The organism is Myxococcus hansupus (genome assembly GCF_000280925.3).
GTDB classification, from domain to species: Bacteria; Myxococcota; Myxococcia; order Myxococcales; family Myxococcaceae; genus Myxococcus; species Myxococcus hansupus.
In genome coordinates this window covers 6622437-6636573 of the sequence record NZ_CP012109.1, presented here as the reverse complement: position 1 = coordinate 6636573, position 14137 = coordinate 6622437, and the positions used below count along the sequence as shown (strand labels likewise).

Here is a 14137-nt window from a genome sequence, read left to right as displayed (position 1 = left end):
TGAATCCATGAAGAATCAAATCAAAGTCGCGCTGCCGTTGTTGCTGGGGGCCTTGTGGGGCGTGGGGTGTGGTGGGCCCATGGACGAGGAGGGCATGGCCGGGGAAACGCCTGCCGCCAATCCCATCCCCGAGCAATACCTGGAGCCGGAGGGCTCCGTCGACGGGGATGGGACGGTGGGCGCGCTCCGGGCATGTTGCTTCTTCCGCTGCAGCGACAACGTCTTGCGAGGGCCCTACCCGAACATCGAGTACGGGAACTGTACCAACTACGGGAAGTACCGGTGCGCGAGCAAGGGAATGGCCTTCAAGAACTCGAGCTGGCGGGACTGCTAGCCCGCGCTCCTGGCGCTTGGGTCATGGAGCTTCAGGACGTACAGCAAGTCCCGCTCGGTGCGCCCACGGGCCAGGACCAGCCCGTCACGAAGGATGAGCGTCTCTTCCATCGTGTCGGGGAAATGGACGAAGGGAGTGCGCTCCTTTCTCCGGTGGAACGCGACGGGAAGGTCTCCCAGCGTCTCCCAGTATCGCCGCTCCAAGACCTCCGCGGGCGCCGTGCAGCCGTTCAGCGTGATGTGCGGCGCGCCCGTCTGGAGGTCGAAGATTCGCGAGCGCATGTCGTTGGCCTGGGTGACGATGAGATCGTCGCCCACCGCCACCGCGAAGGCCAGGGAGGTGTGGGGGAGGTCATGCAGGAGACTCCCGGTGCGCGCATCGAAGACGCGCCCCCGGGCGTCCTGGCAGCAGGCGGCGACGATGTCACCGTCCGGTGAAAGGCCCAGCCCGATGACGGGCGACTTCGAGACGTGCAGCGTCCGTTGTCCTCCCGTGGGCAGGTCGAAGAGCAGGACGTCGCCGGACTCCAGCCCCACCGCGACGCGGGGCGCCTGTTTCGCAGCGGCATAGGCCAGCGAGGGGTCGACCACCGCCTGGGTATCGATGGCCACGGCGCCACTTCGCACGTCGTGCAGCATCAAGCGCGAGCTGCTCTCGTAGCTCGAAACGACGTAGGCGCCGTCGGGCGTGAAGTCCACCAGGGTCGCGGGCTCCCGGGGGCCTCGAAGCGTGTGCAGCAGGACGCCGTCGACGACACGCCAGACATGCACCGCGCCCTTCAGGAGGGACGCGGCGAGGAGCTGGCCATCGGGAGAGAAGGCCATGGGCACCGTGGTCGTGATGCCGCCCGGGTCCTGGGCCGGAATGTCCTTGGCTGGGGCCGACAGCGCGCGCACGGGCTGCTGGCTGCGTGCATCGATGAGCTGGATGGCCGGCCGGAAGGGGCGCTCGCCCAGGTACATCAGGGGGCACGCCAGGAGGGTGCCATCTCGGCTGACCCGCCATGGCTGCATGGGGGCTTCTCGGTAGTCGGGCGGCAGGCTGTCCGCGCGCCCCTCCGCGTCGATGCTCCAGATGGACTGCTTTTGCCGTGCGATACCCCGCACGCCTTCTGAGTGCCCCCACAGGTGCTGCACCCGGTCCTGTTCGGCCAGCAGCGTGGGCGCGGGGGCTCCATCCACGTCGCCCACGAGCAGCCGTCCGTCCGCCGCCGTGAGGGCAAAGCGCTTCCCATCGGGGTGAAAGGCCGCGCTTCGCTGGAAGCCATCACTCAGGTACGGCCGGGTCGCCAGGACTTCGCCGCTTCGGGCGTCGAGGACCTCCGTGCGATTGAAGGTGAGGGCGCCCAGCTTCGAATCGCCAATCCATGCGATGTCGGAGTAGGGCGCGTGTCCGCACCCGCCGGGCACGGGTTTCCAGGTCCGCGTCTCCACCCGGATGATGCCGTCCAGGCCATTCAGCGCGAGCCACTCGCCATTCGGGCTGAAGGCCACCGAGGACACGCTGGTCGGGGTGGGAATGCGTGCGACCTGCGCGCCGGTCTGCAGGTCCCAGACGCGTGCGGTGTCGTCGGAAGCTCCCGAGGCCAGCCAGCGGCCCGAGGGGTGGAAGTCCACGCTCAGCACCGACTGCTCATGCCCTGCGAGGGTGCGGACCTCCTGGCCCGTGGCCACGTTGAACAGCCGGACGCGCCATCCAAGATTCGCCGCGGCGAGCCACTGACCGTCGGGGCTGAAGGCCACCGAGGTCACCTGTCCCTCCTGGCCCGTCATCGCGTGCAGGAGGGCGCCTGTTTCGACATCCCAGATGCACGCGTCGTGGTCGCGGGAGCTGGAAGCCAGCCGCGTACCATCCGGACTCCAGGCGATGCCGCGCACCTCGCCTTCATGGCCCTCCATCGTCTGGATGCACTTCCCGGTGGCCACGTCCCAGACGTGCACGTTGCGTCCGTCCTCCCATGTCCCTGTCGCCAGCAACGCGCCGGAGGGGCTGTACGCGGCGCAGAGCACCTGGGCGCCGTGTGGGAAGGACTGGTCGTTGCCCTCCAGGGGACCCGGGATGGGACGCAGCGACTCCACCCAGGCCACGTCGCCCCGCGCCTCCCACTGCGCGCGCCACTGGTTCGCGAGCCGCCACACCGGGGCCTGTGGGTTGCTCCAGGGGCCTGTCTCACCGGGGACGAAGTGCTCCGCCGCGTCGGGTGCGTCGAACCAGCGCAGGCGGTTGTAGAGGCACTGGAAGAGCGACTCTGGATGCGCGCGCAGGAACTCCGCGTCGAGCGTGAGGGCTCGCTGGATGATGCGAGCCGTTCTGGCGTCCTCCTGGAGGCCCGCCCCCTGCGTGTCGAGCGCGGCCTGGAGGGCGTCCAGGCCCTGGTCCTTTACGAGCTGCTCGAGGGTGGAGAAATCAGCGAGGTTCAGGGTCGAGTCGGTCATGGTCGGCTGGACGTTTCCGGGAACGCATCCTTCCTGTCCCCCGGCTCAGGCGTGGCACCACGCGTGAATCCAACCAGGGAACTGGCGCCGGGTCGATGGATTCCGCGTGGCGCGGCCCGCGGCGACGCTCACGTGACGTCGGCGTGGCGCAGGAGCGCCGCTTTCAGCCGCGCCCAGTAGGACGTGACGTCTCCCTGCGCCAGCGTGGGGTGTTCGAGCGCGAAGTTCGGCCAGTCCACCTCGGTGTGGGAGTGGAGCTCGCCCTGGTTGAACGCGTCGCGCCAGCAGGCGCCGTCCTTCGCCTCGAAGACGCGCTGGAGCAGTCCTGGCGGCAGCGGCGCGTTCTCCGCGAGGAGGACGGCGTCGTAGAGGTCCTTGCCCTGGGGATAGCTGTCGTCCGCGAGCCAGAGCAGCTTCCAGGCGAGGGACTCCTCCTTCGATGCGACCCGGACCGGTACGCCCTCCACGGTGAGCGCGAGGGGCGCGGTCAGCAGCGGTTCGTTGAAGACGATGTCGACCTGGACCGTGTCCCGGACACGGCCTTCCCAGAACCATGGAAACGTGAGTCGCCGGCCTTCGGCGCGCTCATACGTCCAGATGTCATCGACGGGAATGGTCGCCGGGTCCAGGTTGGTGCCTTCCAGCCGCAACACGTCCGTGATGGCCAGGGTGAGGTCGCTCAGCAGTCGCAGGCCCTCCTCCGACGCCGGGAGCACGCTCGCGGGGGTGACGACGACGTCGAGGTCCTTCGCGGGCCGGGCGCGCTCGCGGTACCAGACCTCGAGCACCGCGCTGCCTCGCGCGACGAGCCGGTCTCCCACGGGCGCATGTCCAATGGCGGCGAGGCACTTCCGGAGGACCCGGGCGCGTGCGGTTTTGAATCGGGCTTCCTCTTCCGGAGCCTCGAAACGCGGCGGGCCCTTGATGAACGCGCGGCCGTGGTGCCGCAACGCCGGGTCGAACACGTCCGTCCGGGTGCTGTCGGGCTCGTATCCCTTGGGAAAGTGTTTTCGCCAATCAACGGGCATCTTGGGTGGGTTCATCGTTATGTCTCCTTCAGCCAGCCCTCATCGAGGGCGAGGTTGTCGTCGAAGAGCACGCACTCGCGCTCGACCTTCGTCACGGGGAATCCCTCGCGCTCCAGCGCGGAGAGGAGCGTTTGGAACTCCGCCGCCATGCGCTGGCTGTCCGAGGGGCCGAAGCGCTGGGTGAGGAAGCGCTCCTGGATGCCATCGGGAAAGGTCTTGTAGGCGTTGCGAGACAGGTGGGCCGCCTGCGCGGCGGCGAGCCGCTCCAAGGCCACCAGGTCACGCGTGGCCACGCGGACGTGGTGCTCCAGGTAGGCGGGCGTCATTGTCTCTGTCCGCGTTTCGGACCAGCGCGACTCGACCTTGATGCGGCAGGTCTTCGCATCGCAGAGGCCTTGCACCTCATGCGTCAGCGCCTCGGCGCGCCGCCGGGCTTCGTCGACGCTGGAGTCGCCGTGGAGCGTCAGCATGACCTGCCGTGGGGCCACGCCGCTCGCCAGCTCGATGCACAGCATCTTCACGCCGCGCCCGGCCGCCCAGCCACGGAGCAGGGACTCCATTCCAGGGGACAGGGCGAGGGTGAGATGCGTTTCCAAGTGCATGACCGACGGTCCTCGGGACTGTGGACGGGAGGGCTTCTGGGCCCGGTTCCCACTCACGGAGCATGTTCTTCCGTTCTGACGCGGGGATGACTCCGGCCAGGGTGCATGGCAGGGTGGGAACGGATGCCCCGCTGGAGCCCCTACGCGAGCGCGATATGACGACGGACGCAGATGCACCTTCGGGCACGGCACCCGAGCCGATCCACCGGGGCGATGTGTTCTGGCTGGCCCCGGATGACTCGCGAGGCCCCGCGCCCGGCTACTCGCATCCTCACGTGGTGGTTCAGGACGATGTCTTCAACCATTCGCGCATCACCACCGTGGTGGTGTGCGCGCTGACGTCGAACCTGCACCGCGCGGGAGAACCCGGCAACGTGCTGCTCGACGCGGGCGAGGCGGACCTTCCCAGGCAGAGCGTCGTCGTCGTGTCGCAGATCTCCTCGGTGGAGAAGACGCGGTTGGGTGAGCGCATCGGCCGACTCTCCGATGCGCGGGTGGAGCAGATTCTCGCTGGCTTGCGCTTCCAGCAGGTGTCCTTCTTCCGCCGATAGGCCCGGGGGCCTTGCGCTAGTGTCCGGCGTCCATGGACATGCATCGTCGCGGGGTGGGTGGGCAGCGTGTGGGGCTCTGGGTCGTCTTGGGGCTCGTGCCCTGGCTCGTCGGTGCGGCGGCCGCACCTGGGTCCCCCGCGGAGCAACTGGTGGGGACGTGGGGCAGTGAGCAGGTGCTCGGGCCACAGGTCCAAGGTGAATTGACGCTGGTTCGCGGCGAGGGCACGTGGCGCGCGCGCATCAGTGGTTTCGAGGTGCCCGCACGGGTGAGCGGGAAGCAGGTCTCCGTCGTGCTTCCTGGTGGGCAGGGTGAGCTTCGCGGCGCCTGGGCAGGGGACGGTCAGGCCATCACCGGCCATTGGATTCAGCCTCGCCTGTGGATGAGCGGCATGAAGTTCGCGACCCCGGTGGTGTTGCGGCCGCTCGGCGCGGATGTCTGGCGGGGACAGGTGGCGCCGCTGGTGGACCGGTATTCGCTGTACCTGGTGGTCCAGAAGCAGCCGGACGGCGCCGTGAGTGCGTTCATCCGGAACCCCGAGCGGAGCTTCGGCAGCCGCCTGACGTTCCAGGTGTCGCTCCAGGGCAACGCGGTTCGCCTGACGTCCACGTCTGGGAAGGTGAACATTGAAGGCACGTTCGACGCGCGCGAGGGCCTGCTGTCGCTGCGCCATCCCTCGCTGGGGATGACGTTCGATTTCACCCGCCGGGACAGGAATCAGGCCGTGGGCCTCTATTCGCGTACGCCCGCGACGGGCGCCTACGTCTACCAGCGGCCCATCCAGGAGGACGACGGTTGGAGCACGGCCTCCCTGGCGGAGGTAGGGCTGGATGCGAAGCCCATCCGCCAGTTGGTGCAGCGCATCCTCGACCAGGAGCCGGGGCCGGAGCCCGCGCCCGCCATCCAGGGGTTGCTCATCGCGCGGCACGGAAAGCTGGTGGTCGAGGAGTACTACCAGGGGTTCGACAAGGAGCGGCCCCATGACCTGCGCTCGGCCGCGAAGTCGTATGCCTCCCTGTTGATAGGCATCGCGCTGGACCAGGGGGCGGCCTTCACCGTGGACACGCCCGTCGTCTCGATGTTCCCCGAGTACAAGGGGCGGATCGCGAACCTCGACGCGCGCAAGCGCAAGCTCACGGTCGCGCACCTGATGACCATGTCGCCGGGACTGGCCTGCGACGACGACGACCCGGACTCCCCTGGTAACGAGGACCGGCTCGAGGACGACGTTCCCGACTGGTACAAGTACACGCTGGATTTGCCGATGACGCGCGCGCCCGGATTAGGCGCGGTGTACTGCTCCGCGAACATCAACCTGCTGGGTGGTGTGCTGCGCAACGCGACCCGGATGTGGATTCCGGAGTTCTTCGAGAAGTACGTGGCCACGCCGCTCCAGATGCGCGGTCATCACATCAACCTGATGCCGTCCGGAGAGCAGTACCTGGGCGGCGGCATCTACATGCGTCCCCGGGATGCCCTGAAGCTGGGGCAGCTCTACCTGGCCAGGGGCGTGTGGAATGGCCGGCGGGTGGTGAGCCAGGGCTGGGTGGAGCGCTCCACGGCGAACCAGGCGACCATGGGGGATGGCCGTACGTATGGCTACACTTGGTGGCGCCATGAGCTGCGCGTTGGCGACAAGGTGTACGCCCAGTACGAAGCCAGCGGGAACGGAGGGCAGCTCGTCATGGTTGTCCCCGAACTGGACCTCGTCGTGATGTTCACCGCCGCCAACTACAACCACGTGGCCTTGTGGCGGAAGTTCCGGGAGGACCTCCTGCCACGGTTCATCCTCAGCGCGGTCTCGGACGATAGAGTGACGCCATGACCCAGCGTCTTTCATTGCTTCTGGCGGTCCTCCCGGTGCTGGCCATCGGGGGCATGGCGTGTGGTGATTCCAATCCCTTGGACTCCCTGTCCATCTCCCAGGGCGTCTTTGGTCTGACGACCTATGCCGATGATGTGTGTACCGGGAAGTGCGATACCGGACCGATGTCGATGACCTTTTCGCTTCTCGCTCTCCCCGGAGAGACGGACGTGGGGTCGGTGACGTCAACCCGTGAGGGCTTCTACGAGGTCGCGCTGGAGCCTGGGCGTTATCGAATCTGCACGACGTTCGAGCGATGCACGGAGTTCGTGGTGGAAGAGGGGCAACTGGTGCGCCTCGACTATGAGTTTTCCGTCGGGCCGGGCTGGTCGGCACCACCGCGATAGGCGCCGGGCCCGAGTTCGTCACCTGGGGCCTTCGTCTTATCGTAACCGCAGGTCCTTCTGGGTGATGAGCCGCGTCGGGGTGTCCGTCACGGCGTCGAGCAGGAAGCATTGCGAACTGGCGACCACGTACTCGCCGGAGTCGCTCCGGTTGAGATAGGCCTCCATCGCCACGGCCCGCTCCAGCTCTTCGGCAATCTGCCAGCGAATCCCACTGGGAGGAATGCTGGCACCCTTGCGGATACTGTTCACCTTGAAGGCGATGGGTGAATCTCGCAGCGTCGGCTCCCCTCGGAAGACACGTGCGACGCGGCCTTCAACGAGGGCCTCGCCTCTTACCGCTGAGGGAAGCACCACGCGGTCAATCTCCACCTGGAGATGGTATTGGGCATCCAGGGCAGCTTGGGTGTAGTCGTCGGGGCTCAGCATGCCCCGAGGATACACTGCGCCTGCGGCCAACGGCGCGATGAGGCGCGGATGGCGGCTCAGGTCCCGTATGGGATTACAAAGGGGGCGGCTGACGCCCGGTCCTGCCGGGCGTCCCACCACCTGTGGGCTTCATGTGCCCGCGACAAGGCCCGTGATGTCTCTGGCGATGTGGCCATCGACGATGGGCAGGCATTCCGGCGGGGACCGCGTGGTGAAGCGCATCCCCAGCGCCTTGGCCCGGTGGAGGAATCCGTCGAGCCCTTCGAGGCAGGCATCTGGGATGTCGTGCAGCACCATCAGCGTGTGGGCCTGTGCCGCGCAATCCGCGAGCGCCTTCTCCGGCCAGCCCTTGGGATCCAACCAGTCCCCTGGAACGCTGTTCCAGAGCACGCACGTGTACTGGTGCTGCCGCAGATGCTCGACGGCGCGCGGGCTCAGGAGATGGGGCCCCAGCTTGCCGCCACCCCCGAAGGGGCGGAACCACTTCGGCGTGGGCACCAGCGGCGCGACCAGCGCATCCGTCGCGGCGATCTCCGCCTCCACCGCGTCCGGACGCGTGTCCTCCCCGAGCGGGATGGCATGCGTGAAGGAGTGATTCCCAACGACATGCCCCTCATCCCGGGCGCGGGCAACCAGCCGCTTGCCCTCGTCCGTGACGAGGTGCTTTCCCAGCACGAAGAACTGCGCGGTGATGCGGTGCGACGCCAGGATGTCCAGCACCCTGGGCGTGACGTGGGGATCCGGCCCGTTGTCGAACGACAGCGTGAGGAGGCTCACCGGAACACGTTGTTGGATGTGCGGTCTCCGGAGAGCCAGCGGGCCAGCTCCTTGTGCGCCCTGGCGCGGCGAGCCTGGACGTGGTCGTTGCCCACGGCCTGGGGGCTGTCGTGCGTGAACTCGACAATCATCCCGTTCGGGTCCTTCACGTAGAGCGAGCGGCAGTAGCCATGCTCGAGCACGTACATGTCGGGCTCCGTGTAGCCGGCGCCTCGCAGGCGCTGCTCGATGCCGTGCTGCGCGTCCTGGTCGACATTCAGCGCGATGTGATGGAACGGCGATTCCGGCATCTGCGGCCCGAAGAGCGCCTGGTCTTCCTGCTTCTCGAACTGGAAGAACGCGAGCGCGCTCCCATCGGCGAGCTCGAAGAAGGTGTGGCAGTACGTCCGGACGGCGCCGAACAGCTCGTCCGATTCGCACCACGTCGCGACGAGGGGCAGGCCAATCAAGTCCTCGTAGAACTTCCGCGTCGCTTCGAGGTCCTTGGTCACGTAGGCCGTGTGGTGAAGCCTGCTTGGCAGTTTCGCTTGCGTGGACATTCTTCCTCCAGGGGTTACGTCCTCAACGACTCGAGCTCACTCCGCGGCCCGGGCGACAGGATTGCGCAAGACGCCCACGCCTTCGACGGAAACCTCGCACAGGTCCCCGTCGCGGAGGAACCGCGGCGGCTTCCGCGCGGCACCCACACCGCTGGGGGTGCCCATGGCGATGACATCTCCCGGTTGAAGCGTCATGGCCACGGAGAGGTCCGCGATGACGGTGGCGACGTCGAAAATCATGTCGGAGGTGGTCGCGTCCTGGAGGACCTCGCCGCCGACGCGCATCTGGATGCGCAGACCGCGCGCGCCCTCGGGCAGCTCATCCGGCGTGACCAGCTCCGGGCCCAGCGGCCCGGTGCCATCGAAGTTCTTTCCAAGCGTCCACTGGTGGGTGCGCTTCTGGTAGTCGCGAATCGAGCCGTCGTTGAAAAGTGTGTAGCCGGCGACCCATTCCAGCGCGCGTTCCTTCGGGATGTTGCGCCCCGTGCGGCCCACCACCACGGCGAGCTCGGCTTCGTAGTCGAGCTGCTCCGAACACGTGGGCACCACCAGCGGCTCCCCATGGGCGATGAGGCTCGACGGCAGCCGCGTGAAGACCACCGGGTGCTTCGGCGTCTCGTAGGTGGCCTCCGACGCATGGGCGACGTAGTTCAACCCCAGGCAGAGGAACTTGCCCGGCTCCGGGACGAGCGGCCGGTAGCGGAACTCCGTGTCCGCGACGACCTGCTGTCCGGACGCCTCCGCCACCCGTGCGGCGAGCGCCTTCAGTGCGTCAGGGCCACGCTCGAGCAGGGCACGGAGCGAGCTTCCGAGCGACGGGTCGAGCGCCGTCACGTTGATCATCCCACCCGGCGTGCGCACACCGAGCGCAGGCTCACCCTTCACCGAAATCGAAGCAATCCGCATGGTCGCTGGTCTCCGTCGTCCGCGCGCCAAGGTAGCGGGAGTGACTCGCGAGCTCAACCGAATGTCGACAAAATTGAGTTTGCATTCAGTTCGACGCCTTGTGTCAATTCTGCACGGTGTCGTATAGGTCGCGAATTCGTGAGGAACTCGATGGTTGCTCCAGCCCGCATTCCTGGCCCGGCGTCCGAGCCCACGCTGGCATCCGCGGTCGTGGACCGGCTGCGCGGTGACATCCTTCGTGGCGTGTTGCCGCCTGGGGAGAAGCTGCGGCTCGAACACCTGGCGCCGCGCTATGGCGTGGGGCGGACGCCGCTGCGTGAGGCGTGCTGCCGGTTGGCCTCCGAGGGGCTCGTCACCATCGTGGACCAGCGCGGTTTCCGGGTCGCGCCCATCTCCCGGGCCGACCTGTTGGACCTGACGCGGACGCGGCAGCAAATCGAGACGCTCGCGCTGCGCGGCGCCATCGCGCAGGGGGACATCGCCTGGGAGGGCGAGGTGACGGCGGCCCTCCACCGGCTTCAGCGGCGGGCTCCAGCGTCGGGCAGTGGGACGCTCGATGACACCTGGGAGCTGGAGCATGCGCGCTTTCACGCGACCTTGCTGAGCGCGTGTGGTTCTCCCTGGCTCCTCAAGTTCCATGCGACCTTGTTCGACCAGAGCGAGCGCTATCGTCGGCTTTCGCAGGCGTACGGCAAGGCCGGGCGGAACGTGGAGGACGAGCACGCGGCGCTGGTGAAGGTCGCCTTGGAGCGCGACGCGGAGCGGGCCTGCGCGCTCCTGACCGAGCACATCGCCAGGACCACCGAGCGTGTCCTCGCGGGCCATCCGGGACTGCACACGGTGGCGCCCACGCCTGAGGCTGCTTTGCCGACAAAAGTCCGGAGTCCTCGCTCCAAGGATTGACGCTCCGCCTGCATGCGCGTACTGGCTGAGCCATCATGGTGCGCACGCGTTTTGTCGAAGGCTCTGGGGGTGTCCGGCTCGCGGTGAGTGAGTCGGGGCCACCGTCGGATGCTCCCTCCGTGCTCTTCGTCCATGGCCTCGCGCAGAGCCGGCAGAGCTGGGAGGGCGTCCTGACCGGGCGTCTGGCCCAGCGCCATCGCCTCGTGGCCATCGACCTTCGCGGGCATGGTGATTCAGACAAGCCCGAAGGTGACACGCCCTATTTGGAGGGGAGCCACTTCGCTGGGGACCTGGAGGCGGTCATCGGGCAGTTGGGGCTGGTGCGGCCCGTCGTCGTGGCGTGGTCGTACGGTGGGGTCGTGGTTGGCGACTACCTCCGGCAGCGGGGCGACGCGGGGCTGGGGGGACTCTTCTTCGTGGCGGCGGCGCTCAAGACGGGCAAGCCCGCGCGGGCGTTGTTCGGACCGGGGATGATGTCCAACGCTCGGGGCCTGATGTCGGAGGACCCGGCGGTCTATGAATCCACGGCGCGGTCCTTCGTCGAGGCGTGCTCCGCGCGTCCGTTGGACCCGTCGCGGGTCGATGCGGGCGTCCAGGCCATGTTGCGTGTACCGCCGAACGTCCGGCGCGCGCTGCTCTCGCGGGCCGAGGATTACTCGGTGGAGCTGGAGCGCTGCACCCGGCCCGTGGCGACGCTCCACGGTGAGCTCGACCAGGTGGTGCTGCCGGCCATGAGCACGGAGGTGGTGTTGCCGTGCGCGCGCTCGCAGCGGGGAACGTGGCTCCCGGGCGTGGGGCATCTGCCGTTCGTGGAAGCGGCGACGGCGTTCGAGGATGCGCTGGCGGCCTTCGTGGCGGACGCTTCGGCCTGAGCCGCGCGGCGGGTGGTGACCTGAGTCACCAGTTGATGCCCGCCGTCATCGTGGCCGGGCTGCGCGCTCACGGGCGCGCGCTCGCCAAGTGACGGATTTTCCAGGCAGGGGTGTACCAGCGGAGAGGTGAGGGCGGGTGGCATGCCGCCTGCTTTGGGACAGGGCACGCCCCCTTTTCGGTCCCCAGGAGTCCGCCATGTCCATCTCGCTCCTCAACCGCTCGTGCTGCTCTCCGTCCTCGTTGAGAAACGCCCCCCTCAACGCCGCTCAGGCTCAAGCGCCTGCCGGGAAGAGCGCGCCCGCGCCGCAGCCGCTGTGGCAGAAGTTGATGGCGGACACCTTCGAAGCCAGCCCTCCTCGTGGTGCTGGCCGCGCGGCGGCGTCTTCGTCTGTCAGCGAGGCGGGCCCTGGCTTCGGCGCGCCGTCCGCTGGGGCGAATTACAACGTGAACGAGCCGTGGCTGAGCGTCAACAACACCGGCTCGCCCTACAACAGCAACATGCAGCTCATCGAGCCGGGCCAGAAGGGCCAGTTCAAGTTCACGAACACGTTCACCAACGACACGAACGCGCCGCAGACCATCACGCTCTGGAACAAGGTGGGCGAGAAGGGCGGCCCGAACGACGGTCAGAACTTCGACAAGAGCACGCCGAAGACCTTCACGTTGCAGCCGGGCCAGTCGCAGGTGGTGGCGTTCGACAGCAACAGCAGCGTGGCGTGGTGCGCGTCGAAGGATGGCTCGGCGAAGCCCGGGGCGAACTCCGGTCAGACCTGGGGTGAGGCGACGTTCGGCAACGCCGGCACGGGCTGGAGCGGCTACAACACCAGTCAGATCAGCCCCGCGGGCCACAGCGGCAACATGTCCATCACCAACGAGGCCACCGGGAAGACGGTGACGCAGGCCAACGCGTGGCAGACGCCCCAGGATGACCCGGCCGGCAAGGACGTGGGCGTCCCCGCGGGCCCCATGAACCTGCGCACGGTTCTCAGCTAGCGCCCTCACGGCGCCTTTGACCTCCGCTCCCTCCCGTGGGAGAGGGCGGAGTCGTGTCTCAGCCCACGGACCCATCGGAAGCGCCGAGCGTGCCTCGGTTCTGGCCGTTCATGTTCAGCCTGTTCGCCGGGTCGTTCATGTCCGTGCTGAGCTCCAGCACCATCACCCTCGCCATCCCCGAGCTGCAGCGGCACTTCGACTCGGACCTCGCCACGCTGCAGTGGACGTTGACGGGGTTCATGCTCGCCATGGGCACGAGCGCGCCCCTCACGGGCTACCTGGGAGGCCGCTTCAGCTTCAAATGGCTGTACGTGGCCAGCCTGGCGGGCTTCGTCGTGGCGTCCATGCTGTGCGGTGTGGCCTGGGATGTCCGGTCGCTCGTGGCCGCCCGGTTCCTGCAAGGCGCGTTCTGCGGCGCCATCATGCCGGTGACGATGACGCTCATCTACCAGCTCCTGCCCAGGGAACGGCAGGCGTTGGCCGCGAGCCTCTGGAGTCTGGCGTCGATGCTGGCCCCCGCGTTCGGGCCGACCCTGGCGGGTGGGTTGATTACGCTGGGAAGCTGGCGCTGGCTGTTCTTCATCAACGTGCCGCTGGGCCTCGTCGCCATCGCGCTGGCCGTGCGGACCGTGCCCTACTACCGCTTGCAGGTGCCGAAGGCGTTCGACCTGCCGGGGCTGCTCACCGTCATCACGGGCACGTTGTCCCTCCTGCTCGCCTTGAGTCAGGGGCGGCAGTGGGGCTGGGCCGACGCGAAGACGCTGTCGCTGTTCGTCGTGGGCACGGTGTCGCTGGTCTTCTTCGTCCTCCGGCAGTTGAGGACCCACGCGCCGCTGCTCGACCTGCGGGTGCTCGCGAACGGGCGTTACGTCGTGACGCTCATCATCGCGAGCATCATCACCATCAGCCTGTACTCAGGCGCCTTCCTCATCCCGCTGTTCCTGCAGCAAGTCCAGGGCACGACGCCGCTCGAAACGGGATTGATTCTGCTGCCGGCGTCCCTGGTGATGGCGCTCCTGATGCCGCTGGTCGGCCGCTTGTACACGCCCCTGGGCCCGCGCACGCTGATGACGGTCGGCGTCCTGATGATCGCCGGCGGCACCTACGCCTTGAGCCGTCTGACGCCGGAGATTTCCCACACCTACGTGCTGTTGTGGATGATGTTCCGCAACGTGGGCATCTCCCTGTCGATGATGCCGGCGAGCAACGCGGGCATGGAGCAGTTGTCGCGCGAGCTCAGTGGCCATGCCTCCGCCATCAGCAACTGGCTGCGCAACGTGTTCGGCGCGTTCTCCATCGCCATCTTCACGTCGCTGCTCTCCACCTTCTCGGCGTGGGAGGCCGAGGTGCTCGTCCAGCAGGGCGTGACGGACCCGGGCCGCGTTCAATTGCTGTCGTTCGTGATTGGCATCAATGACGTGTACCTGGTGGCCACGGTCATCGCGCTGGTGGCCGTTCCGCTCAGCCTGTCGGTGCGCAAACACCGAAGTCAGGAGGCACAGGGCACGACGTCTGGGTAGCGCGGTTCGCTGAACCCAGGCTCATGGCAAGATGCCGAGCC

Annotated in this window: 15 protein-coding genes; 8 read left to right on the top strand and 7 right to left on the bottom strand. The window is 67.7% G+C overall.

Going from position 1 to position 14137, the window contains the following annotated elements; translation table 11 throughout:
- The first annotated feature begins 7 nt into the window (after nt 1-7).
- A complete protein-coding gene (locus tag A176_RS25810) occupies nt 8-334 on the top strand; it encodes a hypothetical protein (RefSeq protein WP_002639278.1) in 327 nt (108 codons plus the stop codon).
- Here the strand turns inward: A176_RS25810 and A176_RS25805 are convergent.
- From A176_RS25805 to A176_RS25795, 3 genes are all read right to left on the bottom strand, one after another.
- Complete coding sequence (locus tag A176_RS25805) at nt 331-2769, bottom strand: WD40 repeat domain-containing protein (RefSeq protein ID WP_002639277.1); 2439 nt, start codon at nt 2767-2769, stop codon at nt 331-333. The genes A176_RS25810 and A176_RS25805 overlap by 4 nt on opposite strands.
- A gap of 128 nt (nt 2770-2897) precedes the next feature.
- Entirely contained in the window at nt 2898-3812 is a 915-nt protein-coding gene (locus A176_RS25800) for a nucleotidyl transferase AbiEii/AbiGii toxin family protein (protein ID WP_002639276.1), read from the bottom strand.
- A 2-nt stretch (nt 3813-3814) separates the two neighbouring features.
- Nucleotides 3815-4399: a hypothetical protein gene (locus A176_RS25795; protein ID WP_044889424.1), complete on the bottom strand. Its 585-nt coding sequence runs from the start codon at nt 4397-4399 to the stop codon at nt 3815-3817.
- Nucleotides 4400-4554: 155 nt separating this feature from the next.
- Between A176_RS25795 and A176_RS25790 the strand changes: the two genes are divergently transcribed.
- Genes A176_RS25790 through A176_RS40210 form a run of 3 tightly spaced genes read left to right on the top strand, consistent with a single transcriptional unit; the run spans nt 4555 to nt 7159 of the window.
- Entirely contained in the window at nt 4555-4950 is a 396-nt protein-coding gene (locus A176_RS25790; protein ID WP_044889425.1) for a type II toxin-antitoxin system PemK/MazF family toxin, read from the top strand.
- A gap of 32 nt (nt 4951-4982) precedes the next feature.
- Nucleotides 4983-6773, top strand: coding sequence for a serine hydrolase domain-containing protein (locus A176_RS25785; protein ID WP_082282833.1), 1791 nt, complete (start codon nt 4983-4985; stop codon nt 6771-6773).
- Nucleotides 6770-7159 (top strand): hypothetical protein, encoded by a 390-nt coding sequence (locus A176_RS40210; protein WP_021781050.1) that lies wholly within the window; start codon nt 6770-6772, stop codon nt 7157-7159. The genes A176_RS25785 and A176_RS40210 overlap by 4 nt, the downstream gene beginning before the upstream one ends.
- 36 nt (nt 7160-7195) lie before the next feature.
- Here A176_RS40210 and A176_RS25775 read toward each other — a convergent pair whose 3' ends face one another.
- The 4 genes from A176_RS25775 to A176_RS25760 all read right to left on the bottom strand — a co-directional run bounded on the left by A176_RS25775 (nt 7196) and on the right by A176_RS25760 (nt 9807).
- Nucleotides 7196-7585 (bottom strand): hypothetical protein, encoded by a 390-nt coding sequence (locus A176_RS25775; protein WP_002639270.1) that lies wholly within the window; start codon nt 7583-7585, stop codon nt 7196-7198.
- A 129-nt stretch (nt 7586-7714) separates the two neighbouring features.
- Nucleotides 7715-8362, bottom strand: coding sequence for a polysaccharide deacetylase family protein (locus A176_RS25770; protein WP_002639269.1), 648 nt, complete (start codon nt 8360-8362; stop codon nt 7715-7717).
- Complete coding sequence (locus A176_RS25765; RefSeq protein WP_044889426.1) at nt 8359-8901, bottom strand: VOC family protein; 543 nt, start codon at nt 8899-8901, stop codon at nt 8359-8361. Before A176_RS25765 ends, A176_RS25770 begins: the two co-directional genes overlap by 4 nt.
- Nucleotides 8902-8937: 36 nt before the next feature.
- Complete coding sequence (locus tag A176_RS25760) at nt 8938-9807, bottom strand: fumarylacetoacetate hydrolase family protein (protein ID WP_002639267.1); 870 nt, start codon at nt 9805-9807, stop codon at nt 8938-8940.
- A 150-nt stretch (nt 9808-9957) separates the two neighbouring features.
- Between A176_RS25760 and A176_RS25755 the strand changes: the two genes are divergently transcribed.
- The 4 genes from A176_RS25755 to A176_RS25740 all read left to right on the top strand — a co-directional run bounded on the left by A176_RS25755 (nt 9958) and on the right by A176_RS25740 (nt 14096).
- Entirely contained in the window at nt 9958-10710 is a 753-nt protein-coding gene (locus A176_RS25755) for a GntR family transcriptional regulator (protein WP_021781051.1), read from the top strand.
- A gap of 35 nt (nt 10711-10745) precedes the next feature.
- A complete protein-coding gene (locus A176_RS25750) occupies nt 10746-11582 on the top strand; it encodes an alpha/beta fold hydrolase (RefSeq protein ID WP_002639265.1) in 837 nt (278 codons plus the stop codon).
- A gap of 196 nt (nt 11583-11778) precedes the next feature.
- Nucleotides 11779-12576, top strand: coding sequence for a hypothetical protein (locus A176_RS25745; RefSeq protein WP_002639264.1), 798 nt, complete (start codon nt 11779-11781; stop codon nt 12574-12576).
- Between the two features lie 89 nt (nt 12577-12665).
- Complete coding sequence (locus tag A176_RS25740) at nt 12666-14096, top strand: DHA2 family efflux MFS transporter permease subunit (RefSeq protein ID WP_002639263.1); 1431 nt, start codon at nt 12666-12668, stop codon at nt 14094-14096.
- Nucleotides 14097-14137: the final 41 nt, after the last annotated feature.

Bases quoted from the DNA above. Each gene is read 5' to 3' on its own strand.
- A176_RS25810 (WP_002639278.1), top strand. From the start codon at position 8: ATGAAGAATCAAATCAAAGTCGCGCTGCCGTTGTTGCTGGGGGCCTTG.
- A176_RS25805 (WP_002639277.1), bottom strand. From the start codon at position 2,769: ATGACCGACTCGACCCTGAACCTCGCTGATTTCTCCACCCTCGAGCAG.
- A176_RS25800 (WP_002639276.1), bottom strand. From the start codon at position 3,812: ATGAACCCACCCAAGATGCCCGTTGATTGGCGAAAACACTTTCCCAAG.
- A176_RS25795 (WP_044889424.1), bottom strand. From the start codon at position 4,399: ATGCACTTGGAAACGCATCTCACCCTCGCCCTGTCCCCTGGAATGGAG.
- A176_RS25790 (WP_044889425.1), top strand. From the start codon at position 4,555: ATGACGACGGACGCAGATGCACCTTCGGGCACGGCACCCGAGCCGATC.
- A176_RS25785 (WP_082282833.1), top strand. From the start codon at position 4,983: ATGGACATGCATCGTCGCGGGGTGGGTGGGCAGCGTGTGGGGCTCTGG.
- A176_RS40210 (WP_021781050.1), top strand. From the start codon at position 6,770: ATGACCCAGCGTCTTTCATTGCTTCTGGCGGTCCTCCCGGTGCTGGCC.
- A176_RS25775 (WP_002639270.1), bottom strand. From the start codon at position 7,585: ATGCTGAGCCCCGACGACTACACCCAAGCTGCCCTGGATGCCCAATAC.
- A176_RS25765 (WP_044889426.1), bottom strand. From the start codon at position 8,901: ATGTCCACGCAAGCGAAACTGCCAAGCAGGCTTCACCACACGGCCTAC.
- A176_RS25760 (WP_002639267.1), bottom strand. From the start codon at position 9,807: ATGCGGATTGCTTCGATTTCGGTGAAGGGTGAGCCTGCGCTCGGTGTG.
- A176_RS25755 (WP_021781051.1), top strand. From the start codon at position 9,958: ATGGTTGCTCCAGCCCGCATTCCTGGCCCGGCGTCCGAGCCCACGCTG.
- A176_RS25750 (WP_002639265.1), top strand. From the start codon at position 10,746: ATGGTGCGCACGCGTTTTGTCGAAGGCTCTGGGGGTGTCCGGCTCGCG.
- A176_RS25745 (WP_002639264.1), top strand. From the start codon at position 11,779: ATGTCCATCTCGCTCCTCAACCGCTCGTGCTGCTCTCCGTCCTCGTTG.